General features: G+C 42.1%; 23 protein-coding genes and 1 tRNA gene. 16 read left to right on the forward strand and 8 right to left on the reverse strand.

Going from position 1 to position 26,030, the window contains the following annotated elements:
* Positions 1-14 precede the first annotated feature (14 nt).
* The 3 genes from hemC to hemA all read right to left on the reverse strand — a co-directional run bounded on the left by hemC (position 15) and on the right by hemA (position 4,765).
* Positions 15-1,589 (reverse strand): hydroxymethylbilane synthase, encoded by a 1,575-nt coding sequence (hemC, locus tag GO816_RS03440; RefSeq protein ID WP_157539939.1) that lies wholly within the window; start codon positions 1,587-1,589, stop codon positions 15-17.
* Positions 1,590-2,081: 492 nt separating this feature from the next.
* Positions 2,082-3,302 carry an MFS transporter gene (locus GO816_RS03445; RefSeq protein ID WP_157539940.1) on the reverse strand — a complete coding sequence of 407 codons (1,221 nt, stop codon included), beginning with the start codon at positions 3,300-3,302 and terminating at the stop codon, positions 2,082-2,084.
* Positions 3,303-3,538: 236 nt separating this feature from the next.
* Entirely contained in the window at positions 3,539-4,765 is a 1,227-nt protein-coding gene (hemA, locus tag GO816_RS03450; protein ID WP_157539941.1) for a glutamyl-tRNA reductase, read from the reverse strand.
* A 211-nt stretch (positions 4,766-4,976) separates the two neighbouring features.
* On the opposite strand from hemA, the gene GO816_RS03455 reads away from it, so the two are divergent.
* The 3 genes from GO816_RS03455 to GO816_RS03465 are packed head-to-tail and all read left to right on the forward strand — an operon-like array spanning position 4,977 to position 7,232.
* A complete protein-coding gene (locus GO816_RS03455) occupies positions 4,977-5,351 on the forward strand; it encodes a DoxX family protein (protein WP_157539942.1) in 375 nt (124 codons plus the stop codon).
* A gap of 21 nt (positions 5,352-5,372) precedes the next feature.
* Entirely contained in the window at positions 5,373-6,203 is an 831-nt protein-coding gene (locus tag GO816_RS03460) for an alpha/beta hydrolase family protein (protein WP_157539943.1), read from the forward strand.
* Positions 6,204-6,230: 27 nt separating this feature from the next.
* Positions 6,231-7,232, forward strand: a complete 1,002-nt coding sequence (locus GO816_RS03465) for an MBL fold metallo-hydrolase (protein ID WP_157539944.1) — start codon at positions 6,231-6,233, stop codon at positions 7,230-7,232.
* A 75-nt stretch (positions 7,233-7,307) separates the two neighbouring features.
* On the opposite strand, the gene GO816_RS03470 is transcribed toward GO816_RS03465, so the two are convergent.
* Positions 7,308-9,047, reverse strand: coding sequence for a thiamine pyrophosphate-dependent enzyme (locus tag GO816_RS03470; protein ID WP_157539945.1), 1,740 nt, complete (start codon positions 9,045-9,047; stop codon positions 7,308-7,310).
* Positions 9,048-9,191: 144 nt separating this feature from the next.
* On the opposite strand from GO816_RS03470, the gene GO816_RS03475 reads away from it, so the two are divergent.
* The 3 genes from GO816_RS03475 (at position 9,192) to GO816_RS03485 (ending at position 12,154) form a co-directional block, all read left to right on the forward strand.
* Entirely contained in the window at positions 9,192-9,377 is a 186-nt protein-coding gene (locus GO816_RS03475; RefSeq protein WP_157539946.1) for a CsbD family protein, read from the forward strand.
* A 341-nt stretch (positions 9,378-9,718) separates the two neighbouring features.
* Complete coding sequence (locus GO816_RS03480) at positions 9,719-11,014, forward strand: zinc dependent phospholipase C family protein (RefSeq protein ID WP_198171406.1); 1,296 nt, start codon at positions 9,719-9,721, stop codon at positions 11,012-11,014.
* Between the two features lie 48 nt (positions 11,015-11,062).
* Entirely contained in the window at positions 11,063-12,154 is a 1,092-nt protein-coding gene (locus GO816_RS03485) for an Ldh family oxidoreductase (protein WP_157539948.1), read from the forward strand.
* 27 nt (positions 12,155-12,181) lie between these two features.
* Here the strand turns inward: GO816_RS03485 and GO816_RS03490 are convergent, their stop codons facing one another.
* Positions 12,182-13,069 (reverse strand): bestrophin family protein, encoded by an 888-nt coding sequence (locus tag GO816_RS03490; protein WP_157539949.1) that lies wholly within the window; start codon positions 13,067-13,069, stop codon positions 12,182-12,184.
* A 239-nt stretch (positions 13,070-13,308) separates the two neighbouring features.
* On the opposite strand from GO816_RS03490, the gene GO816_RS03495 reads away from it, so the two are divergent.
* Together GO816_RS03495 and ispG are read left to right on the forward strand one after the other, a co-directional pair.
* A tRNA-Ala gene (locus GO816_RS03495) sits at positions 13,309-13,382 on the forward strand.
* Between the two features lie 189 nt (positions 13,383-13,571).
* Positions 13,572-15,647 carry a (E)-4-hydroxy-3-methylbut-2-enyl-diphosphate synthase gene (gene ispG / locus GO816_RS03500; protein ID WP_157540161.1) on the forward strand — a complete coding sequence of 692 codons (2,076 nt, stop codon included), beginning with the start codon at positions 13,572-13,574 and terminating at the stop codon, positions 15,645-15,647.
* 57 nt (positions 15,648-15,704) lie between these two features.
* Here the strand turns inward: ispG and GO816_RS03505 are convergent, their stop codons facing one another.
* Positions 15,705-16,016, reverse strand: coding sequence for a hypothetical protein (locus GO816_RS03505; RefSeq protein ID WP_157539950.1), 312 nt, complete (start codon positions 16,014-16,016; stop codon positions 15,705-15,707).
* 236 nt (positions 16,017-16,252) lie between these two features.
* Between GO816_RS03505 and GO816_RS03510 the strand changes: the two genes are divergently transcribed.
* On the forward strand, positions 16,253-17,389 hold the full coding sequence (locus GO816_RS03510; protein WP_157539951.1) for a sensor histidine kinase: 1,137 nt from the start codon (positions 16,253-16,255) through the stop codon (positions 17,387-17,389).
* Positions 17,364-18,095 carry a LytR/AlgR family response regulator transcription factor gene (locus tag GO816_RS03515; RefSeq protein ID WP_157539952.1) on the forward strand — a complete coding sequence of 244 codons (732 nt, stop codon included), beginning with the start codon at positions 17,364-17,366 and terminating at the stop codon, positions 18,093-18,095. Before GO816_RS03510 ends, GO816_RS03515 begins: the two co-directional genes overlap by 26 nt.
* Positions 18,096-18,101: 6 nt before the next feature.
* Here the strand turns inward: GO816_RS03515 and GO816_RS03520 are convergent, their stop codons facing one another.
* The gene (locus tag GO816_RS03520) at positions 18,102-18,662 is read right to left on the reverse strand and encodes a hypothetical protein (RefSeq protein ID WP_157539953.1); all 561 of its coding nucleotides are present in this window, start codon (positions 18,660-18,662) and stop codon (positions 18,102-18,104) included.
* Positions 18,663-18,774: 112 nt separating this feature from the next.
* Positions 18,775-20,676, reverse strand: coding sequence for an acetate--CoA ligase (gene acs / locus GO816_RS03525; protein ID WP_157539954.1), 1,902 nt, complete (start codon positions 20,674-20,676; stop codon positions 18,775-18,777).
* Between the two features lie 239 nt (positions 20,677-20,915).
* Here acs and rpmB point away from each other — a divergent pair, with 239 nt between their 5' ends.
* From rpmB to bshC, 6 genes are all read left to right on the forward strand, one after another.
* Positions 20,916-21,149 carry a 50S ribosomal protein L28 gene (gene rpmB, locus GO816_RS03530; protein WP_157540162.1) on the forward strand — a complete coding sequence of 78 codons (234 nt, stop codon included), beginning with the start codon at positions 20,916-20,918 and terminating at the stop codon, positions 21,147-21,149.
* A gap of 109 nt (positions 21,150-21,258) precedes the next feature.
* Positions 21,259-21,441: a 50S ribosomal protein L33 gene (gene rpmG / locus GO816_RS03535; protein WP_157539955.1), complete on the forward strand. Its 183-nt coding sequence runs from the start codon at positions 21,259-21,261 to the stop codon at positions 21,439-21,441.
* Between the two features lie 90 nt (positions 21,442-21,531).
* The gene (locus GO816_RS03540; protein WP_157539956.1) at positions 21,532-21,693 is read left to right on the forward strand and encodes a DUF4295 domain-containing protein; all 162 of its coding nucleotides are present in this window, start codon (positions 21,532-21,534) and stop codon (positions 21,691-21,693) included.
* Positions 21,694-21,904: 211 nt separating this feature from the next.
* Positions 21,905-22,870 carry a signal recognition particle-docking protein FtsY gene (ftsY, locus tag GO816_RS03545; RefSeq protein ID WP_157539957.1) on the forward strand — a complete coding sequence of 322 codons (966 nt, stop codon included), beginning with the start codon at positions 21,905-21,907 and terminating at the stop codon, positions 22,868-22,870.
* Between the two features lie 116 nt (positions 22,871-22,986).
* A complete protein-coding gene (rimO, locus tag GO816_RS03550) occupies positions 22,987-24,321 on the forward strand; it encodes a 30S ribosomal protein S12 methylthiotransferase RimO (RefSeq protein ID WP_157539958.1) in 1,335 nt (444 codons plus the stop codon).
* Between the two features lie 47 nt (positions 24,322-24,368).
* Positions 24,369-25,970 (forward strand): bacillithiol biosynthesis cysteine-adding enzyme BshC, encoded by a 1,602-nt coding sequence (gene bshC, locus GO816_RS03555; RefSeq protein WP_157539959.1) that lies wholly within the window; start codon positions 24,369-24,371, stop codon positions 25,968-25,970.
* Positions 25,971-26,030: the final 60 nt, after the last annotated feature.

The raw sequence follows: 26,030 nt of genomic DNA on the forward strand, positions 1-26,030 counted from the left end.
ACCACAATTCGATTTTAAAGCCCAAACACCGCTTCGGCCAATCCCACCTCATCAGGTGAGAACGGCAGGGTGTAAGAGATATTCATTTCTTGTAATTTGTTGCCGGTTGATTTGCCTATGGCTATAACGCGCTGGTTATTATCCAGCAGGTTATCGTTAAAATAAGCTTCCACGTTTGATGGACTGGTAAACACCAATATATCGGCATTGGTGCCTTCGGCACTTTCTTCTAACACGGTTTCGTATACCGGCAGGTCAACTACTCTGGTTTCGGGCGAGAGGGCTTTGTGAATGCTCCTCATCGGGTTTTCGGCACCGGGAAACAACACATGTTGGCCGTTAGCCAGTTTGGCAAATTCGGCACCTACCTCAGCCGTGTCGCCGCTATCGCCTACGTAATCGGCAAAGTGGCCGTTACGGCGCAGCATATCTTCTGATCCACTGCCCATTACGCCAAACTTAACCGGGTGACTAAACTGTGGCTTCAGTTGAAAAAAGTATTCCACCGCGTTTTTGCTCGTAAAGAAAACCCAATCAACACCCTGCAAAACGTAAGGATTCAATATGGTCATTACCGGCACCGTGCGGATCAATGAGCGGGCTTCAATTTCCACATCATGTTTTTCCAACACACGGCGGAAATAACTTGATGCTGGCAGCTCCCTTGATATAAATACCTTGTTAGCCAGTTTGCGCTCTTTATCAAACTTGGCTAGTATTTTGTCAACCAGTCCCTCAGTGCTTTTGGCGCTGATAAACATACGGTCGGGAAGGTCATTTTCGGTATCGGCTTTAGAGGTAAACACATGGTACTCACCCTCGTGTTTGCGGCAGTAACAGCCCAAAGGCATGTGGCAGCCACCACCAAAGCTTTTAAGTACAGTACGTTCAACAGCCAAAGCCTCTGCAACCTCTGGGTGGTGCAGCTTTTGTAAAACCTCAAACAAATCAGTATTGGTTTCACGTATTTGGATAGCTAAAGCACCTTGCGCAGGGGCGGGTACAAACTCGGTTGGAGTTAGTTCCTCTACATGAAATTCGCTTAAGTCAATACCTAAGCGCACCACGCCGGCTTTTGCCAGCATAATGGCGTCATAACTCTCGCTACGCAGTTTGCCAATACGGGTAGGCACGTTGCCGCGCAAATCGTCCATCTCCAAATCAGGACGCAGGGCACGCAACTGGGCTTTACGACGGTTTGATGAGGTACCAACCAAACCCCCAAACTTAACCGATAGCTTTTGCTTTACGTCAACACAATCTTTCAAAATAATTAAGTACTCCGACGGGTCTTCACGCTCAGATACGGCTGCGATAATTAAGCCCGGCGGATGCTCGGTAGGCAAATCTTTGTGCGAGTGTACGGCAATATCAATAGTGCCGGCCATCAGTTCTTCTTCCAGTTCTTTGGTGAAAAAACCCTTACCCTCCAGCTTATCAAGGCTAAGGTTCAGGATACGGTCGCCCTGGGTTTTAATAATTTTTAGCTGGGCGGTTACGCCAATTTCAGCTAAACTATCTTTAACAAAGTTGGCCTGCCATAAGGCTAATTCGCTACCACGGGTGCCAATAATAACTGTCCTGTCCAAGTGTGTATTTTGATTTGCTAGCAAAAATAAGTTTTACATAGAGTTTTAAGGAATTTTTATGAGAATGTGAGGATTGATTGACGTAGGGGTGTTTATTTCTTAACAATCTCTTTTAAACCTGTCATTTCGAACGATAGAGAGAAATCTTATCGAAGCAACTTCGCTTGCCACCACGTCGTTGCTTGAGTTTGGTGCTTTTACATCTGCCAGTGCCTTGTTAACATTGGGATGTACTTGCGGTAAGCCAGTGGATGTTGTGGTTTGACTCGGGTTTCTGCTACCCGCAACACACTGATGCCGCGGGGGAAGAGCACTAGGACAGTGGTTTTGACAGTCCATAAATCTTGTTCAATAAACCAAGCAAACTATTCACCTTACTTATCGAACAAGATTTCACTTTATCGTTCAAAATGACAGTTGATAGATTATTACCTAACTTATCAATTCTGCCCATTCAACAAATTTTTAAAATTCCGGTTTAAGAGCAGCTATTTACGCCGCAGCCAAACCATCCTTTTTTCCCCTTAGCACCAGCATTACCAATACCGATAGCACCACCATAGATAAGTAGCTTAGCGCTAAATTGTGCCAATCGTTTGCAGGCAGCGCAGCTACCACACTGTAACTTAAAAACGATATGATGACGTAGTTGATACCACCAGTTAGGCCGCTGGCTATGCCCGCATTTTTTGGGAAACGGCTTAAACAAAAAGTAAAAAAGTTATTAAACGTAAAACCGGCCGCCACATGAATGAGGAACGCAAACAGGATGAGTGTATACAGATTTGACAGGTGCGGCATTACTACCAGCATGGCAATTACAAAAATTACCTGCACCACAATGTTTACCACCATGCGGCCAAAAAATGGACGGTTGATGGTAGCCTTGCCAATAAGCCCGCCTACCATCCAGGCGAAACCCAGCACCAGCGAACTGTAGCCCGATACAATGGGCGACAAGTGCAATGCATGCTCAATGATGAATGGACCTGTCATGTTGTAAACCATTACCATGCCGTAGGCCAAAGCCAGCATTACAATACCTAGCGTAAAACTAGCTGTTGTTATCATTGATGCATAAATGCCTGTTATCTTTTTGATGGCAAACTCAGAAAAGTGCTGTAATGATTCGCCGCTGTACAATACCTCTAACACAAAAAGTATTGCCCCAAATAAAGATAAAAAGTAAAAGTTTGACTTCCAGCCAAAAGCAACTTCAAAGTAGCCACCTACAAATGGCGCTACAATTGGCCCGGTAGACCAAATAATGGAGAACATGCTGAGGTAATGTTTCAGCTTATCGCCGGTAAACATATCAATAAAGTAAGCTCTTTTAGCTACAATAATGGCTGCTACGGTAAGGCCGTGCACTATGCGCATGGCATATATTAAATAAACGTTTTGGGTACTAGCAATAACTAAACTTGCCAGCACAAATAAAACCAATGATATAAGACTGATTTTATACCTGCCAAAACTATCAAGCAAACTGCCTATAAACAGCTGACCAAAGCCGTAGCTTATTAAAAAAAGTGTTAAAGTAAACTGAACCTGGATACTGCTGGCATTTAACGATGCAGCCATTGAAGGTAACGACGGGATGTAAATATCGGTAGCAAAGCCTGACAATGGCAATAACGCAAAAGCTAATACGGTTGCAATGCCTTGGTTTTGTTGTTTTATAGGTTTGGGGGTTAATATGTTAGAGAACATGATAAACGTAATAATGTAAACGGTTAATAAAGCAGCAGCAAGCGTGATAAATAACGCAAAGCGTGGCCGCACTAAATAATCAATTCCGGCTTGTGCCGGCTATTCCCCGAAAAGAAATTGGGAAAAGAAAATTACGCTTACAATGCTAAATAAACACTGTTCCGTGAAGCAATAACATGCAGGGCTTTTTGTAAAAGGGAGTCATTGCGGGTGATTACTGTTTGTATTATGATTGATCAGTTGTTGTTGATCATGATTTCTTTAGCCATTACCATGGGAACACTTATGTACTTTTTCTCCATGTAAGCTATCACTTTCTCCAGCACCTGGCGCGATTGCTCGTCCATAGCCTGTACCTCGTCGGCAAAAACGGTATTAAGGGCTTTATGCTTTATTTGCTTAATTGTTTCGGGCACCTGGCGCATAGCCACCTCAATACGGCGTTGTTTTAGCAAAGGCAAAAACTCGTCGATATTTTGGTTAATGATACGCTCGGCGTGTACCAATTCCTGGTAGCGCTCCTGTAAGTTCTTTTTAGCAATTTCATTCAGCGTGCTAACTTCAATAAAGTTTACCGGAAACTGCTCTAATACTTCAGGTGCGGTATCATTTGGCACAGCTAAATCAACAATCGTTTTGCGCTCGGTTTCGCCGTTTAATAATGATTTATAAATTTCGGCAGTAATGATAGGCTGCGTGGCCGATGTACAGGTAATAATAACATCAAAACCTTTGCTATAGGTTTTAAGGGCATCTAAATCGTATGCCTCTCCGTTTAAATCGGTAGCCATGCTTTGTGCATTGGCCAGCGTACGATTAAATACCGCAAAGTTGCTGTACTTATGCTTTTGCAGGTATTTTGATATGTTGCGGTTAGTTTCGCCTGCACCAATAATCAGCACTCTTGAGTTTGAACATTGCTTCAACTCTTTTAATTTACGGTAAGCTAATGATACTACCGAAATTGGGTTACGTGAAATATTAGTGTGGGTGTAAACTTCTTTGGCGGTTTTAACTACACAATTCATTACCATTCGCAGGTAATCGCCGGTGAGTCCGTTTTCGCGGCAGTTTTCATAAGCTTTGCGCAGTTGAGCTAATATTTCTTTTTCGCCAACTACCAAACTTTCAAGCGAGCAGGATGTTCTTAACAAGTGCGTTAATGCTTCCTGATCTTCATAAATTGATGCAGCATCAATAAAGGTGTTCATGTAGTAAGGACATAGCCCCATACTTAATGACTGAAGAAAACGCTGTGCAAAATCTCTGTCAACAGGCTGTGAAGTTGCCATTACAAATTCAACCCGGTTACAGGTAGAAAGGTAAAAAAGCTCAGGAATGTCGAATTGCTCCTTTACCTGTTGTAGTTTACCGGTAAGGTCTTCCTGACAAAGCACCAGCTTCCCAAGTTCCTTCAGTTCAATTTGCTTGTGCGTAAAAGCTATTACCTTTAAATACTTCAAAGCTTATTTATTAGTACAAAAATTCTGACCCACAAAAGTACTATCTTATATAATGTGCTACTGTCAACACTTTGTCAAACACCGCAATTTAGAATGAGTATAAATTAATAGCGATGACTTGATTTGGCTGTGATTACCAATTAATTCCTTATCAAATTTTAATATATATTTACCATAGCTTCTTCTTCATACACTAATCATGAACTCTTAAATGTTAAAAAAAGCAAGTCTTATTATACTCATTGTAGCTTACGTTGCTGCGGGTGTAAACCATTTCATAAACCCCGATTTCTATATTGATATTATTCCCGATTATTTACCCCAACCGCAGGCATTAAATTATATTGCGGGTGTTTGCGAGGTTGTGTTTGGTTTGATGCTTATATTTAAACAAAGCCGCAATTTAGGCTTAACCTTGCTCATTATTATGCTGGCTGCATTTTTACCGGTGCATATTGCCATGGTACAGCAGGCCCCTATGCGCGTAAACGGCACTACAATAACTTTACTAACGGCGTGGCTTAGGCTTTTTTTACAACCGTTGTTAATGCTGTGGTTGGCGTGGCACCTTGAAACAAAAAAGTAAGCCAAACACTTATCTAGTTACATGATTACTACCGAAAACTATACGCTGCCCGGCTCTAAAGGCCGCATAATGTCAATGGATTTGACCTATGACGATGCAAATCGCTATGCGCCGCTTGTCATATTTGTACATGGCTTTAAGGGCTTTAAAGATTGGGGAACACACCATTTGGTTGCCAATTATTTTGCCGCGCAAGGTTTCAGGTTTTTAAAATTCAATTTTTCGCATAACGGTACCACCCCCGAACAGCCTACGGACTTTGCCGATTTAATAGCCTTCAGCGAAAACACGTTCAGTATTGAGCTGGAAGATTTGCAATACGTAATTGACTGGGTTTGCAGCGGCTCGGTAATACCTGTAGTACATTCTGTTGCGCTTATAGGGCATAGTATGGGTGGTGGCATAAGCGTAATAAAAGCAGCTGAAGATAAACGGGTAAGTCATTTAATTACTATGGCATCGGTTGCATCATTCCGCAACCTTTGGCCGCCGTTAGCCGAAACGCAATGGCGGTTGAGTGGCGTAATTCACTTTCCTAATTATCGCACAGGGCAACAAATGCCGGTAAAGTCAACATTGTTAGATGATCTTGACCGCAACCCGGGCCGCCTTAATGTACTTGCCAATGCAGCCAACGTTACGCAACCCTGGCTTTTAATACATGGCACTGCCGATAGCGTGGTTACCTTAAGCCATGCGCATGAATTAAAAGCTATGCAACCCAATGCGCAATTATTAATATTACCTAACGCCGACCATGTTTTTGGTGCGGGTCATCCATATTTGCAGTCGGAGCTGCCAACACACTTACATCAGTTATGTGAAAAGGCAATAGCTTTTTTAAAACAGTAACTGCAATCAAAGACCATATCAACTACAATGCAACTAAAAGGCGCAAAAAAACAAGGCAAAAAATTCATTAATCCAATACCCACCGACGATGCCGGCCTTGACAAGATGCCTGCCGTATTTTGGGAATACCTAACCACCAGATCGGAAGGTACACCAAAGAAAACATTAGGACCGTTTGTTACCGATGCCGCAACATATAACACGCCACCTGAAAGCGGCTTGCGCATAACCTGGGTAGGGCACTCAAGCCTCCTAATTGAAATAGATGGCAAGCGCATATTAACTGACCCCGTTTGGAGCAAGCGCGCCTCCTTTGTACAATGGGCTGGACCCAAACGCTTTTTTGATGCTCCTTTACCACTTGATAAATTGCCTCAATTAGATGCCGTCATTATATCGCATGACCATTATGACCATTTTGATAAGGCAACCATACGTGCACTGGCACCAAAAAACATTCCTTTTTACACCTCATTAGGTGTAGGTAAGTATTTAAAAAAATGGGGAGTTGCAGCTGAATTAATTACTGAAATGGATTGGGGCGATGTTGCACAAGTAGGTGATAATTGCACAATTACAACAGCCCCTACACGCCACTTTTCGGGTAGAGGCATTACTAACCGTAACCAAACATTGTGGAGCGCCTTCGCAATAAAAGGCCATACACACAATATATTTTTTGGTGCCGACTCGGGTTGGTTTAATGGCTTTGAAGATATTGGCAACGCTTACGGCCCGTTTGATTTAACCATACTTGAAATTGGCGCTTACGGTAAAAGCTGGCCTGATATACATATGGGTCCGTTGAGTGCAGTAAATGCACACCTGGCCTTAAAAGGTAAACAAATGATGCCCATACATTGGGGAACATTTAACCTCGCCCTCCATGCATGGCACGAACCAATTGACATTTTACTTGAGTTAGCTGCCAAAGAAAACCTCAACCTTTTTGTGCCCGAACCCGGCAAACCAACCGAAGCAACAGGAAGTAACTATAATTCGGGCTGGTGGGAAAAGTACAAATCGTAATTATACGTAGTAAAAAAGCCAATGATTATAATCATTGGCTTTTTATTTTAGTTCCTGACGCAAATTTTGCTTTTATTACAGCACGTCTTTAATGTGTTTGTAATTGGCCTTTATGGTATCCCATACCTCGCCGGCCTCGCCGTTCAAAATATATTTCGACATAGAAAGAGCCATACCTTTAACCTGAGCAAATTCAATTTTAGGTGGCATAGCTAAAGCGTTTGGATTAGTGATTACATTAAGTAATACAGGCCCGTTGTGAGCAAATGCATCACGTAGTGCCGCATCAACATCATTCGGGTCACTTACTGTTACACCTTTAATACCCATGGCTTGGGCAAGTAAGGCAAAATCGGGGTTGTGCATTTCGGTTTGCCAATCGGGCAGCCCGGCAACTTCCATCTCCAGTTTCACCATACCCAACGACCGGTTGTTAAAAACTACAATTTTAACAGGTAGTTTATATTGAGAAATAGTAGCCAAATCGCCTAAAAGCATAGAAAGTCCGCCATCACCAGCTAAGGCAATAACCTGCCTGTCCGGGCATGCCATAGCTGCACCAATGGCCTGTGGCATAGCATTGGCCATTGACCCGTGATTGAATGAACCCAGCATACTACGCTTCCCTGTTGAGGCTATGTATCTGGCTCCCCAAACGCAGCACATACCGGTATCAACAGTAAATATTGCATTATCGTCAGCAAGCTCATTTATAGTATGCGCTACAAACTCCGGCTGTATAGCTCCGCTCTCTCCCCTATCTTTAACATAGGTAAAGAGATTGTCTTTCACTTTTCCATAAAGCTCCAGCTGATCCTTTAAAAAGCTATCATCTTCCTTTTGCGGAAGTAAAGGCAGTAACGCCTGTAAAGTATGATTAATGTTTCCGCATAAACCTAAATCAACCTTTGCCCGCCTACCAATACGTTCAGGCTTAGCATCTATCTGAATTATCTTGCAGTCGGTAGGCATAAACTGCTCGTACGGAAAATCGGTACCTAGTAAAATAACCAAATCAGAATCATGCATGCTATGATAAGCCGACGGTAAGCCCAGCAAGCCGGTCATACCAATTTCATTAGGGTTATTATGCTGCACGTACATTTTACCACGGAACGAATATCCTACCGGTGCATTCAACCGTTGTGATAACTGTATCACCTCAGTATGTGCGTCGGCGCATCCAATTCCGCAAAACAAAGTAATTTTACTACACTCGCTAATAAGCGAAGCCATTTTTTGCAAATCATGATCGGCCGGACGAATAACCGGCTGCGCATAGTAATTAGCAGTAGATGACACAATTTCCTCGGCATCCATGGAGGTAAGATCTCCGGGTATGCCTACTACTGAAACACCTTTTTTACTAATGGCGTATTGCACCCCAGCCTGCAGCATACGCGGCAGCTGTTTAGGCGTAACGGCAATTTGATTATAGTGACTGCAATCGTCAAAAAGTTTTATGGTATTAGTTTCCTGAAAATACTCGGTACCAAACTGATGCGATGCACAAGTTGAAGCAAGCGCAATAACAGGCGCTCCTGACCGGTGAGCATCATATAAGCCATTAATCAAATGCACATGGCCCGGTCCGCTGCTTCCTGCACAGCAGGCAATACCATTTAATTCAGCCTCGGCTGCGGCAGCGTACGCGCCGGCCTCTTCATGCCGTACATGTACCCATTCAAGCTTACCATCGCTGCGGCGTACTGCATCATTAATTTCATTAAGGCTATCACCGGTTACTGCATATATTCTTTTGATGCCTGCATTGGCAAGCATATCAACCACTTGTTCTGCTACATTTTTAGCCATAAAATTTAATTTATTGGATAACCGTTTAGCAACACAGTAAGTTTTAAGTTTTGCTGATTGCTTTAGTTTGATGACATCGATATTGCACTTAAAGCAAACCATAACAGGCTGCTCATGTTACTATAATAATTAAAACATACTACCATGGATAAATTAGAAATAAAAGGTGGCTGGAATGAGTTGAAAGGCAAAATAAAACAAGCCTATGCCGACCTTACAGATGATGATTTAAAACATGAAGAAGGCAAGGACGATGAGTTACTTGGCAGACTTCAACAAAAAACCGGCAAAGGCCGCGATGAATTGGTAAGCTGGATTAAAAGCTTATAATCATAAACAAAAAAGTAAAGCCCGGTAGAAGTACCGGGCTTTACTTTTATAAAGACTTTTTCCTGCCATTTTTGTAGTACGAGGTCAAAATCAGTAAGCCCAAAAGTACTGTTACCGTGAAAGCAACTACAGCTAAAAAAAATTCCGGCAAACTATCCATATCCATACGGCATTAAATTTCGCAGCAATTGCAACGGTTAAATCGTGAATAACGTAATAGACACCAAAATTTTGCTAGTGTTACATGAGCCTTTAGATGTTTAAACAAGCAGTGTGTAAACGTAACCAAACACATTAGTAAAAGTGATGTTGTAATAGGTGCTTTGATATACTATATGCTGTTGCTTAAATTAAAATATAAAATTAGGGCTATTGCCGTTGCCGCCTGCATTTTGTTACCCTTTGGCGGACAATGCTTTTCCATATTGGCTCATGAAGCCATTATTGATGCCGAATGGGACAGGACTCTAAAACCGGTACTGCTTAAACGATATCCACAATCAACCCTTGATGAGCTGATAAAAGCGCACTCTTTTGCCTATGGAGGCAGTTTGGTAGCCGATATGGGTTATATGCCAGGCGGTAACAGTTACTTTACTGATTTACTTCACTACGTGCGCAGCGGCGACTTCATTATTAACTTACTAAATGAAGCTCAAAGCTTAAACGAATATGCATTCGCCTTGGGTGCTATGTCACACTACATGGCCGATAAATACGGCCATAGCATGGCAACAAACGTTACTGTTCCGCAGCTATACCCTAAATTAAAAGCCAAATTTGGCAATGTGGTTACTTATGATAATGATCACACATCGCACAGCCGTATGGAATTTGCTTATGACGTGGTTCAAATTGGTAGAAGCAACTATGCATCTGTGGCTTATCATGATTTTATTGGCTTTAACGTAGCTACCGCCCCACTCGAACGCGCCTTTTTAAAAACATACGGACAAGAACTAAGTGTTATTTTTAAAAACTTCGACTCGAGCATAAACACCATGCGCTGGGGCGTAAAAAACCTTTTTCCGGCGATGACTAGGCGCGCATGGAATTCCAAAAAAAGTGACATTGTTAAACATGACAGCCACGCCAGCAAACGCAGTTTTAAATATAAAATGAGCAGGCGCATGTATAATAAGGAATTTACCGGCAAGCGCGAAAAGCCTGACATTAAAGCGCGCATGGTCTCATTCCTGGTAAATATATTACCAAAGGTTGGTCCGCTTAAAAATTTAAAATTTGTTTACCCAGGTGTGGAAGGCGAAAAGAGATTTGAAAAAGTATTTGATACCATTATAGTTAAGTATGCAACCGCTATCAAACAATGGGATGGCGATCAGCTGAAATTAAACGATATCAACCTCGACACCGGTCATGAACTTAAATTTGGTGAGTACAGCCTTGCCGACAATACTTATTGCGAATTGGTTACCAAGCTTAAACAAAACAACTTTGCCTGCTTAACACCTGATATTCAGCAGCACATAAATGCCTATTTTGCAGGCGCTGAACTGAAAAAGATGTTTTTGGACAAGCCTGAAAAACAAATGGAACTACAAACTGCATTACAGGAGTTAAAAAACTGCAAACCCATACCTGGTGCAGTAGAACCTGTAATGGCGCAACGCAAGTAAATTGATAAGCAATTGATTTGTATTTGTTAAGGCGATAACTTTACCGCCATGTATTTAACATTTACCCAATCAACGTTACGCAGCTTTACCCAAAATATATTCAAAGCTATGGGCTGCTCCCAAGAGCATGCAATACTGGCTGCAGATGTGCTGCTTAAGTCAGACCTGCGTGGAATAGATTCGCACGGAGTGGCACGCTTAAGCGGCTACGTTAGGTTATGGGAAAAGCAACGCATAAATGCAACACCCAACATCAAAATTGTACATGAAACCGCTACCACCGCAACTGTTGATGGTGATGCCGGCCTGGGTTTGGTAGTAGCCCCTTTTGCAATGAAAGTTGCTATTGAAAAAGCTGAAAAATATGGCTCGGGTTGGGTATCTGTAAAAAACTCAAATCATTTTGGTATTGCCGGTTACCACGCACTAATGGCGGTTGAAAAAGATATGATTGGTTTTGCCATGACTAACGCCAGCCCTTTAGTGGCACCAACATTTGCCAATGAACGTATGTTGGGTACCAATCCAATGTGTTATGCCTTTCCGGCAGGCAAATACCCTCCGGTAATTGTTGATATGGCTACATCGGCGGCGGCAAACGGCAAGCTTGAAATAGCCCAGCGCACCGGAAAAAATGTTCCTGAGGGATGGATTCAAAACGCGGACGGTGAATACACTACTGATCCACATGCATTGAAAACGGGTGGCGCTTTATTGCCATTAGGAAGCGACAGAGAGCATGGAAGCCATAAGGGCTTTGGATTGAGCGCAACCGTTGATATATTGTCGGGCGTACTTTCGGGTGCTAATTACGGTCCATGGGTACCCCCGTTTGTAGCATTTATGGAACCTGCAGCTAACGCGCCAGGCGAGGGAATTGGTCACTTTGTAGGAGCAATGCGCGTTGATGGTTTTCGCCCGGTAAAAGACTTTAAAACAAATCTCGACAACTGGATTGAACGCTTTAAAGCGTCAGAAACTATCAATGACAGTCAAAAAGTCATTATTCCCGGGGAGCCGGAAAGGGAAGCCGAGGCTGAACGCACAACTAATGGCATACCGCTGGTACTAGCCGTAGTTGACGATTTGAACGCCGTTGCCGAAAAATTTGGTATTGAAAAGCTTGTTGCTGATGCCTGATATAAGGTAGTGCAAAACGCTTCTACCTTACATAATATAATAAGTTTTAGGCGGTTCAATTACGTTTACCGGTGGTTCACCTACCATCTCCATCAGGGTATTCTCAATACCTTTTGATAGCGTGGTCATTGGCGTATCGGTTGGTCGGTTTTCAAACGGATCCTGCATAAATATGGCCGTTTGCTCAATGGCTATAAAAAGTACCGGCACAATAATAGTTAACGAAACTTCAACCAGCTTACTTTGATCTTCCAGGCCAAAAGGGAGCATGGTCATTAATACATAAATGAGGAAATGTATAAGTACGCTGTAAGCACGCGGGAACACTGTGTTTTTAATACGTTCGCATTTGCCCATTGAGTCACAAAGTTTTACCAGGGTTGAATCAATTTGCACCTGCTTATTAGGGTTTAAGTTGAACTTTTCTGTTGCAGCTACCAAAGCATCAGCATGATGATCAATAATACGATTGGGCTTATTGGCCGCATCCTCCCCTTTTTCATCAAAGTATTTTTTTACCTTTTCACTGTGTTCACATTTGCGCAATGACTCTGCAAGGGTGAAGCACCATACACTTTGTCTGCGGGCAAAATCTTTAGCAACTTCAAGGGCTTCGGGGGTTCGCGGTAAAAACTGCTTTACCTGCCTCACTAACGTACGGCTGTCATTTACAATAGCTCCCCACACAATGCGGGCTTCCCACCAGCGTTCGTATGACTGTGATATGCGAAAAGCCAATAAAAGCGACAATACCGTACCTGTAAACGCAGTAACCGCCAGTGGGACAGTTACCTGGCTCAAAATACTAAAATGATCAAAAGCACCGGCTAATATGGCGTAGCATATAATGGCAATAACATCCCATCTTATACTGCGCAGGAAGTAAACAATTGAAATACGTTTTTTTATAAGCATAGCAACACTGTAAACACCTGAAACTAAAATCAGTTGGCCTTAAAATTAAAAATATATTAGAGACGCCTTCAAATATTTGAATAATGACTCAACTAGTTTCCCACAAACAAAACAAGTTGAACAACACTGCTTGCTGTCAATTTAAACTATTAATAGTCAGTGAATTAATAAAAACCGTTTCACAATTTGCTTTTTTCTTTCCAAGTTAACTGCGAACTCCTATATTTGCAGCCCACGACGGGGGATTAGCTCAGCTGGCTAGAGCGCTTGCATGGCATGCAAGAGGTCATCGGTTCGACTCCGATATTCTCCACTAAAAAGCCATCTTTATGATGGCTTTTCTTATTTCATTCCATTTTATTTTTTGAGCTAGTCCGGAGATCATTTTCTCACTCCAATGTATACGATTTCATTACTGTTGTATTAATTAACACCAAGTTGAAACCTTGATAGCGGTTTAATGCTTACCTTTGTTTATTTAAAGCAACTCTCTGCATATATGATGAATGGTGAAGCTGTAAAGGCACTGCCTGGCCGTTATTGTAATTCGTTAATCGAGTATTCGCGCTTTGTTACCCGTGAGGTTAATATTGGTGATGTACCTATGGGTGGAAACAATCCCATAAGAATACAAAGTATGACCACTACCGATACCATGGACACCATTGGTACTGTAGAACAAACCATACGTATGGTTGATGCAGGTTGTGAGTATGTACGCATTACAGCACCAAGCATAAAAGAGGCACAAAATTTAGCCGAAATAAAAAAGCAGCTCCGCGCTCGCGGTTATACTGTACCCCTGGTGGCCGACATACATTTTACACCTAATGCCGCTGAGGTTGCAGCACGTATTGTTGAAAAGGTGCGTGTTAACCCTGGCAACTATGCCGATAAAAAGAAATTTGATGAGTTAGAATATACAGACCTTGAATACCAGGGCGAACTTGACCGTATATTTCAAAAATTTACGCCACTGGTAAATATTTGTAAAGAATACGGAACCGCTATGCGCATAGGCACCAATCACGGTTCACTTAGCGATCGTATTATGAGCCGCTATGGCGATACGCCACAAGGTATGGTTGAATCGGCTATGGAATTTATACGCATGTGCGAGGTGCTTAACTTCCATAACCTGTGCATCAGCATGAAAAGCAGTAATCCACAGGTTATGGTACAAGCCTACCGTTTGCTTGTAGAGACTATGGTAGCTGAGGGTATGAATTATCCGCTGCACCTGGGTGTAACCGAAGCAGGTGATGGTGAAGATGGCCGTATCAAATCAGCAGTAGGTATTGGCACCTTGCTTGAAGATGGCTTGGGTGATACCGTACGGGTTTCATTAACCGAGGAACCTGAAGCCGAAGCTCCTGTTGCTATTGCATTGGTGGAGAGATACTCAAAGAGAGCTTCAAATAGCGACAAGAGTCAAGAACAAGGAATCAAGACTTTTGAGCAAACTACTCACCACTCACTACCCACTACTCACCATAACCCTTACGAATATCAAAAACGCCATACTTTTGAAGCTAATGCATTTATAGGAGGGCACATGGTTCCGCGTGTGGTGGTTGACCTAAGTAACCGTAATTTAAAAGATCCATCAGTACTTAACGATGCAGGTTATCTTTATTCGCCAGCACTTGATAAGTACAATATGGCCGACCAATCGGTTGACTTTGTCTATCTGGCCGATAATCTTTCGTCATTCACCTTTCCAGGTAACTTAAAGCAGTTGTACAACTATTCAACCTGGTTAACCCTTGCTAATAAGAAAAATTGTCATCCGGTTTTTAACCTGCACGAGTATGTTGCTGAAGGCGTTGACCAATTATCTGATCTGAATTTTGTTTGCGTTAAACCAAAAGACTTCAACGCAGAACTCTTTGTAGAGCTAGCACAAAATAAAACACTTGTTTTTGTATTGGAAACCGATGCGCTGCACGGTATGGCCCAACAACGCACATTCTTCTTTAACCTGAATACTGCCGGTATTGATACACCTGTTGTAATCAAACGCAGTTACTCTTCCGGGGCAAGTGAAGTATTAAAACCAGCAAACCAAAATAACATAAGTGTTGTGAACCGTGTGCAGGCCTCACCTGAAGAGGTAACCGAATTACAGCTTTACGCGGCAACAGATATGGGTGCTTTACTAGTTGATGGTTTTGGCGATGGTATTTGGATTGATGCACCTGCTATGCCCGCAGCCGTTATCACATCAACCGCGTTTGGTATTTTACAGGCCACCCGTTCGCGCATATCTAAAACAGAATACATAAGCTGCCCAAGCTGCGGCCGTACCTTATTTGATTTGCAGGAAACTACACAAATGATAAGAAGCCGCACAAGCCACCTAAAAGGTCTAAAAATTGGTATTATGGGCTGCATTGTGAACGGTCCGGGAGAAATGGCCGATGCCGATTATGGTTACGTTGGCGCGGGTCCGGGTAAAATAACCTTATACAGGGGTAAAGAGGTAGTCAAGAAAAATGTTAATACCGCCAACGCTCTTGATGAATTGATAGGTATTATACAAGAAGACGGCAACTGGGTTGAACCTGCAGTAATTTAACTAAAGAAGGAGATCGGCCTCGCGCTAACCCCCTTCACGTTCATTAAAACAAAGTCTTTAATTTTTCAACTTCAACGAGGCGGTAAGCAAATTTTTGTTTTCACGGTAGCCTTGCTGCGTTAAAAGATTATTTAAAAGCTGGTTAAGTGCCTTTTGTATTTTTTTGCGGCTTATATTCAGCTTAGTATTTACTGTTTCTGCATATATCAACTGCGCATTGCTATCGTAAAACTTTACAGTTTGCACTTTGGCATTTGCGTTTTCACTTTCAACTACCCAGGTTGGCTGGTTTACGGTATTAACATCTTGAGCGTGTACTGTTACCAATGTTATAAGGCCGAGGCTTAAGGTTAAGATTATTTTTTTCATGGCGTTTCGTTAAATTGTGTTTGATTATGTACCAAATGTATTTAGCCATTTAACTACATTATAACAAAGCATATACAAGGTATATTTTTAACTACTAAGCGTAAGCTACAGACTATCAATACCGTTTGTATGAAAAAGGTGCAGTACACGCCTACCTTTAATGCATTTTGTCGACAATATCGTGTTGTCGGTATGCCGAAGAGCCTGGCAAGCTTATTTGCTTGTAACTTAGCTGTATGAAAAACTGGCTCGAACTCAAAATTGGTAACTGGCCGCTTAAAAGGGTTGCATTGCACCTGGCTTTTTGGGCAGTTGTATACTTTATGTATACTGGTATTTACGCCATACAGCTTACCTATGCCACATCATTACGCAACAATCTGTTTTATGTGCCGGTACACATGTTTTACTATTATACGCTGGCATATTGGTTATTACCCAAGTATTTGTTTAACGGCCAATATGTAAAGTTTGAGATATATCTTTTAGTACTCATGTTAGTGGCAACCGTTATGAGCAGGTTGGTCGGTATTTATATAGCAAACCCATACATACTACAACGTGAGCATCCTACCGATTGGAGCTTTATTGAAGAACAAAGATGGCCCTTGCATAAACAACTTTTTAACCTTTTAACCTTTGTAAACGCCTGGAAAGCCATGAACATGGTGGTTTGGTTTGCGCTTGTGCTTAAAATGGTAAAATTATGGGCCGAGCGTAAGCAAGCTGCGCTGCAGGCCGAGTTAAGCGCACTTAAGGCGCAGGTACACCCACATTTTTTGTTTAATACGCTGAATAATTTGTATGCCCTAACATTATCCAACTCACCAAAATCGCCGGAGGTGGTGCTTGGTTTGTCAGATATTTTACGCTATATGCTTTACGAATGCAATACCGAAAATGCCTCACTCAAACAGGAGATACTGGTATTGCAGCAATACATCAGCCTTGAAAAGCTTCGTTACGAAGACCGCCTTGACTTAACCTTTAACATTGAAGGCGATTTGGATGATAAATATATAGCGCCGCTAATAATGTTGCCGTTTATTGAAAATGCATTTAAGCACGGAACAAGTGAAACGCAGGGACAGGTATGGATTAATATTAATTTGTTAGTAAGCGGTAACGTTTTGAAATTTAAGGTGTCTAATAGTAAACCTGACAACACGCCGACTGATGCCAGCAAACATCACGGGCATATTGGATTACAAAATGTGCAAAAAAGGCTCGATTTGCTTTATCCATCGGCTTATCAGCTCAAAATATTTGATGACGATGAAGCTTACCTGGTTGTACTGCAAATTGAATTAAAACAACTGAACCAAACCAAACCGCAATTATTAACCCATGAAGATACGCACGCTTATAGTTGACGATGAACCCCACGCCATAGAAATTATTGACAAGTACCTGTCAAACTTTGGAGATGTGGAGGTAACCGGCCGCTGCAGCGATGCCATGCAGGCTTTCAAGATGCTGCAACAAAAGCATGTTGACCTGATGTTTCTGGATATTAAAATGCCCGGAATAAACGGCACTGATTTATTGCGAAGTATAAAAAACCCACCAAAAGTAATTTTTACTACGGCTTACAGCGAGTATGCTTTAGAAGGTTTTGAACTTAATGCGGTTGATTACCTGTTGAAACCCATTCCTTTTGAGCGCTTTTTGAGAGCGATGGATAAGGTATACCAATTAAATGACAGCAAATCGACTGTTCATTTGGCTCATGAAAACCTGGCGGTTAATACTGATGCTTATTTGTATATAAAGGTTGACCGTAAAACCATCAAGCTTAATATAAATGATATTTTGTGGATTGAAAGCTTACGCGATTACGTAAAAGTAGTAACCGACAGTGAGGTTTATATTAGTAAGCAAAAGATTAGCTTTTTAGAAGAAATGCTGCCCGAACGCCGCTTTGTGCGTATACATCGCTCTTTTATTGTTTCTCTCAATAAAATAGGGTCTTTTTACTCAGGAGCAATTGAAGTGAACGGCCACCAATTACCTATTGGCCGCAATTACAAGCAAGACTTACAAAAGAAACTCCGTATAGAGAACATGCATTTTAATTAAAGCTTGTTACCTCGGCAGCTGCACAACTAACTCCGGTTTATCATATGCCTTTGTGCTATTAAGCAGGCGCTTTACTTTACGTTGCCAAATTGCCTGCTGCTTTTCATCAAGGCTATGCTTGGTTTGTATATCATACTCGCGTTGCATAACCTGCAAACCGGCAATAACTTCCTGGTATATGTAATCCATAAGCTGGGGTAGTGTTGCAGGCGTATACCTGGCACGTGCTACTTTTTTAAAATACATACGCTTAAAGTACTCTGTAATATCAAAATGAAGCTGCTCATGTGCAAGCAGCCTCTCCGAAGCCTCTCCCTTTCTCCATGAAACACACGGGTAAAAGTAGGTAACCATTGAAGTATATAACCGGTAATCTTTGGCCGACCATGTTCTGATAAACCCTGAATTGGTATAAGCAGCAACTATTGAATTAGTATCGGGCTGCGCCTTATAATCAGCCCAAACAAGTGGCCTGCCTGCCCGCCATACTATGCTATCACAACGGTTAACCTGCGCATATGCTTGTATGCAAAATAAAAGTGCTATGCTAAAAAAAAGGTATTTCATAAAAGTTAGATGCATAACAACTAAACAAGCGTTTGGTGCAGGAAGGCTTAAAGTTTTTAAATAAAAAAAAGTCCGCATTAATAATGCGGACTCAAATTCATAGCAAAGCTTCCTATAAAGCTCCAGCCTTAATCTCATCAACTACGCCCGGATCCAACAGCGTACTGGTATCACCAAGGTTGCTTACATCGCCCTCGGCAATTTTACGCAATATGCGGCGCATAATTTTGCCCGAACGTGTTTTAGGCAAACCACTTACAAACTGAATTTTATCTGGTTTGGCTATCGGTCCTATAATGCGGCTCACGGTCATGAGTATATCTTTACGGGTTAAATCCTCGTTTTCATGCTTATCGGGCGATATAACGAATGCATACACGCCCTGGCCTTTAATATCATGCGGATAACCTACCACGGCAGATTCTACCACGCTGGAGTGCATATTGATAGCGTTTTCTACCTCGGCAGTACCAATACGATGGCCCGATACATTCAATACATCATCTACCCTACCTGTTATGCGGTAATAGCCATCAGCATCGCGCATGCAACCATCGCCGGTAAAGTACATATCAGCATAGGTAGAAAAATACGTTTGACGGCAGCGCTCATGATCGCCATAAGTAGTGCGTAGCATACCGGGCCACGGAAACTTGATGCACAGGTTTCCGCTTACGTCGTTACCTTCTATCTCTTTTCCGTTTTCATCAACCAAAACAGGCTGAACTCCGGGTAGCGGCAAACTTGCATAACCCGGCTTAAGTGGCGTTACCCCTGCAATTGGCGAAATCATAAATCCGCCGTTCTCTGTTTGCCACCAAGTATCAACTATAGGGCAATTTCCTTTACCAACGTTCTCATCAAACCAGTGCCAGGCTTCCTCATTAATAGGCTCACCTACTGATCCTAATTTGGTTAATGAACTTAGGTCATGCGATTTTACCAAATCGGTACCAAAACTCATGAGTGATCGTATAGCCGTTGGTGCAGTGTAAAGAATGTTTACTTTATACTTATCTACAATATCCCAAAAACGTCCTGCGTCAGGCCAGGTTGGTACGCCTTCAAACATAACTGCGGTTGCACCCTGTGATAACGGACCGTACACAATGTATGAGTGGCCGGTTATCCAGCCAATATCAGCAGTACAAAAATATACCTCTCCTTTATTGTACTGAAAAGCAGTATCAAAAGTAAAACCTGCATAAACCATATAGCCGCCGCAGGTATGCACTACGCCTTTAGGTTTGCCGGTTGAACCCGAAGTATAAAGAATGAAAAGCATGTCTTCAGCATCCATTTCTTCGGCTGGGCAATCGGGGTTACCCTGAGTTTCTACTTTCTTAATTTCGTCTTCCCACCATACATCGCGGCCTTTAATCATACTTACAGGAGTGCGGCTGCGGGTAAGCACAATCACTCTTTTAACTGATGGACATTGCACCAGGGCATCATCAATTACCGACTTAAGGGGCAGATCTTTAGGTCCGCGGAAACCACCATCAGCCGTAATAACAACTTTGCATTCAGCATCCTGTATACGGTCGGCAATTGACTGAGCCGAAAACCCTCCGAAAATAACAGAGTGCACTGCGCCAATACGGGCACAAGCCAATACAGCTATTGCCAGCTCGGGTATCATTGGCATATAAATACATATACGGTCGCCTTTTTGAACGCCGTTATTTTTTAAGGCATTTGCAAACTGGCAAACCTTGTCATGCAGCTGCTTATAAGTAAGTACACGGTGATCTTCGGTTGGATCGTTAGGCTCCCATATAATGGCAGGCCTGTCGCCGTCAGTTTCCAAGTGGCGGTCAAGGCAATTTTCGGTAATATTTAGTTTACCACCCTGAAACCATTTAATATCAGGCTCCTTAAAATTCCATTCCAATACCATATCCCATTTTTTACGCCATTGGAAAGTTTCGGCTACACCTTCCCAAAATTGCTCGGGTTGGCTAACACTTTGTTGGTATACCTGCTTGTAATGCTCAAACGAAGATATTTTCATGCTATAGATTATAATGGTTGGTACGCGCAAGATAGTAATTTACCCTGTTGCCTAAGCAAATGCCCGTTGTTTAAAAATACTTTTAGTTAACTTTGTACAACCCCGAAATGATTTGAGTGCCTGCGCAAGAACAATGCAGAACTATTTAAAAAAATTTTCATGGGCACTATTGAATTATTCACTTAATTTCCTGATATTTGCACACTCTTTTAGAAAAAGACACATTAAAAAGTTTTGTCATGTCAAGAATTTGTGATTTAACAGGAAAAAGCCCACTGAATGGCCATAACGTTTCTAACTCAAACGTTAAGACTAACCGTAAGTTTTATCCTAACCTGAAGATCAAGAAGTTTTATATCCCTGAAGAAGATAAATGGATTACTTTAAAAGTTTCTACTTCTGCAGTAAAAACCATCAGCAAAAACGGTATTACCGCTTGCTTGAATAAGTTTGTTAAAAAAGGATACATATAGTAGATAATTATTGGTTTGACCGGGTTTTAAGTTGATTGAGTTGTTTGCTTTATTGGCTTTATAACTCACACACCATAATTCAGTTACCAACAATATAATAAGCAACAAAATGGCTAAAAAAGGCAATAGAGTTCAGGTAATTCTGGAGTGCACTGAGCACAAAGAAAGCGGTATGCCAGGCATGTCTCGCTACATTACCACCAAAAATAAAAAGAACACTACTGAGCGTTTAGAGTTAAAGAAATTTAACCCTGTACTACGTAAAGTAACAACTCACAAAGAAATTAAGTAATAACTTCTGGTTGCGGGAGGCCGGTTTTAAGTTGCGTGTATTTACATCCAGCTGGTAACTGACAACTCACAACTCGTAACTCAAAAAGATATGGCAAAGAAAGTAGTTGCAACCCTGAAAACCGGTAAAGGTAAAGAGTACTCTAAAGTAATTACCATGGTTAAATCAACCAAAACCGGTGCTTATTCATTCAAAGAAGCTATCGTACATAACGATCACGTTAAAGATGCGATTGAACAAGCTAAAGCATAAGTTTTAGCACTTAGTTGATATACTAAAGCCGTCTTGTTTTTGCAGGAGGGCTTTTTTTGTTGATTTAAAACAAGAATCACGAGCGCCGAATTAGGAGTCAATACCCTCAAACTATTGTAATGTTTGTCTTTACTCTGTACTCTTGATTCCTGACTCTCTTCATAAGTTGGTATATTTGTATTTCAGCACATCTTTAATCAGCACATTATAAATGGGATTATTTGATTTTTTCAAGAAGAAAGAAAGCACGCCTCAGGAACAAGAGGCACTTGATACCGGTTTGGAGAAAACCAAAGACAGCTTTTTTTCAAAAATAACCAAGGTTATTGCCGGCAAATCAACCGTTGATGATGATGTGTTGGATGACCTGGAAGAAGTGCTGGTAACATCAGATGTTGGCGTTACCACTACGCTCAAAATTATTGAGCGCATACAAGCCCGCGTAGCGCGCGACAAGTACGTAAGCACTTCTGAGCTGAACACGCTCCTGCGTGATGAGATTCAGACGCTGCTTGCCGAAAACAACAGTAATGATTTTCAAAACTTTGAGTACGGTAACCACAAGCCATATGTAATTATGGTGGTGGGGGTTAACGGTGTAGGTAAGACTACCACCATTGGTAAGCTGGCTCATAAACTTAAGCAAGCCGGTAACAAAGTTGTACTTGGCGCTGCTGATACCTTCCGTGCCGCTGCGGTTGACCAGATACAACTTTGGGGCGAACGTGTAGGCGTACGGGTGGTTGCCCAAGCCATGGGGTCTGACCCTGCTTCGGTTGCTTATGACACATTGCGGTCAGCTGTATCAAACGGTGAGGACGTGGCAATCATTGACACTGCTGGTCGTTTACATAACAAGGTAGGCTTAATGAATGAGCTTACTAAAATCAAGAACGTAATGGAAAAGGTTATCCCCGGTGCCCCGCATGAGATATTGCTGGTGCTGGACGCCTCAACCGGCCAAAACGCTATTGAACAATGCAAACAATTCACCGAAGCTACTAACGTAAACGCACTTGCCCTTACCAAACTTGATGGCACTGCTAAGGGTGGCGTGGTAATCGGTATATCTGATCAATTCAAAATACCCGTTAAATACATTGGTGTAGGCGAGAGTATGAACGACTTGCAGTTATTTGACCGCAAAGGGTTTGTTAATAGCTTATTCAACAAATAAGTGTCCCACCCAAACTTCCCCCATAAAAGGAGGGCTTTAAAATAAAAATGACAAGTCTTTAAAAGTCGTCCTTACCAGGGAGATTTAGAGGGCTTGAGAACGATAAGCGTAGATAGATGAATACCAAGACCATAAAAAAGCCGATACTAACTGCTAAACCCCGTGTTAACGTGGTTACTTTGGGCTGCTCAAAAAACATATACGATTCGGAAGTGCTGATGGGTCAGCTTAAGGGCAACATGTTTGATGTGGTGCACGAAGCCGAAAGCGTATCAAGTAATGATATTGTAGTGATTAACACCTGCGGCTTTATTGATAATGCCAAGCAGGAATCTATTGACACCATACTACAATACAGCGAGCTTAAAGAGCAGGGAAAGGTTGGGAAAGTAATTGTAACAGGATGCTTATCTGAACGCTATAAACCCGAGTTAGAAGCCGAAATTACGAACGTAGATGCTTTTTTTGGCACAAATGATTTGCAAAACATATTGCAAAGTGTTGGTGCAAACTATAAATACGAATTACTGGGCGAGCGTATGCTCACTACCCCATCGCATTTTGCTTATTTCAAAATTGCAGAGGGCTGTAACCGTCCATGTTCATTTTGTGCTATTCCGTTGATGCGTGGTAAGCATTTGAGTACGCCGATGGAAGACCTAGTTAACCAAGCCAAAGGTTTAGCTAAGCAAGGCACCAAAGAGCTGATCCTCATTGCTCAGGACTTGACTTATTACGGCCTTGATTTGTACGGAAAGCGCAACTTGGATGAGCTGCTGCGACGTTTGAGCGATGTGGATGGTATTGAGTGGATTCGTTTGCAGTATGCTTACCCTTCCGGCTTCCCGATGGAAATTTTGGATGCCATGAACGAGCGCAGTAACATTTGCAAATACCTTGATATGCCGTTGCAGCACATTAGCGATAATATGCTAAAATCGATGCGCCGTGGCATCACCAAGCAAAAAACCATTGATTTGGTAAATCAAATACGTGATAAAGTGCCTGATATTGCTTTGCGTACTACGCTCATTACAGGCTACCCCGGCGAAACGCTGCAGGATTTTGAAGAGATGTATGATTGGGTTGAAGAAACCCGTTTCGACCGTTTGGGCTGTTTCACCTACTCGCACGAGGAAAAAACTCATGCGCACAGTTTGATAGATGATGTACCTGAGGAAACCAAGCAAGAGCGCGTTGATGCCATTATGGAACTTCAACAGGGTATATCGTACGAAAAAAATCAGGATAAAATAGGTAATACTTACAAAGTATTGATTGATAAAATTGACGGTGGTTATTTAACCGGACGTACCGAATATGATTCGCCGGAGGTTGACAACGAAGTTTTAATTGATGCTACCCAACAATATGCAACCGTTGGTAGTTTTGTAAACGTAAAGATTGATAGTGCCGAGGACTTTGATCTTTATGGACAAATTGTAAAATAAAATCAGCATATGGGAGCATTTTCAATAATGCTTCTACATTTGACGCTATGGACGCTACCTGTATTGATTATCATGAAACCGGCTTTTTCTCCAAAACAGTAACCGACTATTTGGAGGATGTACCAGAGCTTAGGTCATTTTACAGCTACCGTCCTGATTTGAAAGGTTTTCATGAATTGCTGGAACAGAAGCAGGTTCACGCCAATCGTGCTTTACTGGCCCAGGTTTTAAACGAGCAGTACAGCAAACCGGGCGCTTCCGAAATGCCTTTTATGCCCTTTGTGAAAGGCAATATCGATTTGCTTAAACAAGATAATACCTTTACCGTAACTACCGGTCACCAGTTAAATGTGTTTACCGGTCCGTTATACTTTCTATATAAGATAGTAACCGCCATTAAACTATCGAGGCAGTTAAAAGACGCCTTTCCCGATAAAAATTTTGTACCGGTTTACTGGATGGCATCTGAAGACCATGATTTTGCTGAAATAAACTATGCCAACATTGGCGGCAAAAAAATTCAGTGGAACGAGGAGGTTAGCGGGGCTACCGGTCGGATAAACATTAAAACTTTCCGCAACTGCCTTATACAGTATAAAGGCATCTTAGGCCTGGAAGGTCATGCCGAAGAGCTTGCCCAAATTGTTGAAACGGCCTACGGTCAACACCAAACCCTGGCCGATGCCATGCGCTATTTGGTTAACGCTTTGTTTGGCCAATATGGACTGGTGATTATTGATGCTGATGACAGCCGTTTGAAAAAGCATTTTTCGGGCATTATTAAGCAAGACATTATTGAACAAAATAGCTTTAAACATATTACCGAAAGCAATGCCGCCTTACAGTCTTTAGGTGTACATACACAAGTGAACCCCCGCGAGATAAATTTCTTTTACTTACAAGATAACCTGCGCGAGCGTATTTTACAGGAGGGCGAAGAGTTTCATGTGCTGAATACGGATATTAGATTCAACAAGGAGCAATTAGAGCAGGAGATAGATACCAATCCTGAGCGCTTTAGTCCTAACGTGGTAATGCGCCCGGTTTACCAGGAATATATTTTACCTAATCTTGCCTACATAGGTGGTGGTGCAGAAATTGTTTACTGGCTGCAACTCAAAGCCAATTTCGATCACTACGGTGTATCCTTCCCCATTTTGATGTTGCGTAATTCGGGGTTGGTTATCCGCAAGGAAACCACAGCTAAAATAAACAAAATGCAGCTAAAGGCGGTGCAACTGTTTAAAGATGCCGACAGCATAAAAAACGAATGGGTTAAGAAAAATACCCAGCACGACCTATCGCTTAAAGAAGAGTGGCGCGAATTGCAGTGTATTTTCGAAAAGATGAAACTGCGTGCCCACAAAATCGACCCTACCCTATCGCCCTCAACCAGTGCAGTACAGGCCCGATTAAAACACGCCATTGACAACCTGGAGCGGAAACTGGTAAAAGCCGAAAAACGCAACCACGAAACATCATTGCGCCAGATTGATGCCATCAAAGCCGAAATATTTCCTAAAAACAGCTTACAGGAACGCAGTGAAAACTTTGGCCTGTACTACGTAAAATGGGGTCAGATATTTATAGACGAGTTGATCCGCAACTTTGAACCGTTAGACTTTAAGTTTACGGTACTATCGGAGTAAGGCTAAAAATTAGCATCACTTTCAAACAAGGCTCTCATATCTTTTGATATGAGACTGCTT

The sequence above is a fragment of the Mucilaginibacter aquatilis genome, assembly GCF_009755275.1.
Classification (GTDB): domain Bacteria; phylum Bacteroidota; class Bacteroidia; order Sphingobacteriales; family Sphingobacteriaceae; genus Mucilaginibacter; species Mucilaginibacter aquatilis.

Bases quoted from the DNA above. Each gene is read 5' to 3' on its own strand.
- GO816_RS03445 (WP_157539940.1), bottom strand. From the start codon at position 3,302: ATGTTCTCTAACATATTAACCCCCAAACCTATAAAACAACAAAACCAA.
- GO816_RS03455 (WP_157539942.1), top strand. From the start codon at position 4,977: ATGTTAAAAAAAGCAAGTCTTATTATACTCATTGTAGCTTACGTTGCT.
- GO816_RS03460 (WP_157539943.1), top strand. From the start codon at position 5,373: ATGATTACTACCGAAAACTATACGCTGCCCGGCTCTAAAGGCCGCATA.
- GO816_RS03465 (WP_157539944.1), top strand. From the start codon at position 6,231: ATGCAACTAAAAGGCGCAAAAAAACAAGGCAAAAAATTCATTAATCCA.
- GO816_RS03470 (WP_157539945.1), bottom strand. From the start codon at position 9,047: ATGGCTAAAAATGTAGCAGAACAAGTGGTTGATATGCTTGCCAATGCA.
- GO816_RS03475 (WP_157539946.1), top strand. From the start codon at position 9,192: ATGGATAAATTAGAAATAAAAGGTGGCTGGAATGAGTTGAAAGGCAAA.
- GO816_RS03485 (WP_157539948.1), top strand. From the start codon at position 11,063: ATGTATTTAACATTTACCCAATCAACGTTACGCAGCTTTACCCAAAAT.
- GO816_RS03490 (WP_157539949.1), bottom strand. From the start codon at position 13,069: ATGCTTATAAAAAAACGTATTTCAATTGTTTACTTCCTGCGCAGTATA.
- ispG (WP_157540161.1), top strand. From the start codon at position 13,572: ATGAATGGTGAAGCTGTAAAGGCACTGCCTGGCCGTTATTGTAATTCG.
- GO816_RS03505 (WP_157539950.1), bottom strand. From the start codon at position 16,016: ATGAAAAAAATAATCTTAACCTTAAGCCTCGGCCTTATAACATTGGTA.
- GO816_RS03510 (WP_157539951.1), top strand. From the start codon at position 16,253: ATGAAAAACTGGCTCGAACTCAAAATTGGTAACTGGCCGCTTAAAAGG.
- GO816_RS03515 (WP_157539952.1), top strand. From the start codon at position 17,364: ATGAAGATACGCACGCTTATAGTTGACGATGAACCCCACGCCATAGAA.
- GO816_RS03520 (WP_157539953.1), bottom strand. From the start codon at position 18,662: ATGAAATACCTTTTTTTTAGCATAGCACTTTTATTTTGCATACAAGCA.
- acs (WP_157539954.1), bottom strand. From the start codon at position 20,676: ATGAAAATATCTTCGTTTGAGCATTACAAGCAGGTATACCAACAAAGT.
- rpmB (WP_157540162.1), top strand. From the start codon at position 20,916: ATGTCAAGAATTTGTGATTTAACAGGAAAAAGCCCACTGAATGGCCAT.
- rpmG (WP_157539955.1), top strand. From the start codon at position 21,259: ATGGCTAAAAAAGGCAATAGAGTTCAGGTAATTCTGGAGTGCACTGAG.
- GO816_RS03540 (WP_157539956.1), top strand. From the start codon at position 21,532: ATGGCAAAGAAAGTAGTTGCAACCCTGAAAACCGGTAAAGGTAAAGAG.
- ftsY (WP_157539957.1), top strand. From the start codon at position 21,905: ATGGGATTATTTGATTTTTTCAAGAAGAAAGAAAGCACGCCTCAGGAA.
- rimO (WP_157539958.1), top strand. From the start codon at position 22,987: ATGAATACCAAGACCATAAAAAAGCCGATACTAACTGCTAAACCCCGT.
- bshC (WP_157539959.1), top strand. From the start codon at position 24,369: ATGGACGCTACCTGTATTGATTATCATGAAACCGGCTTTTTCTCCAAA.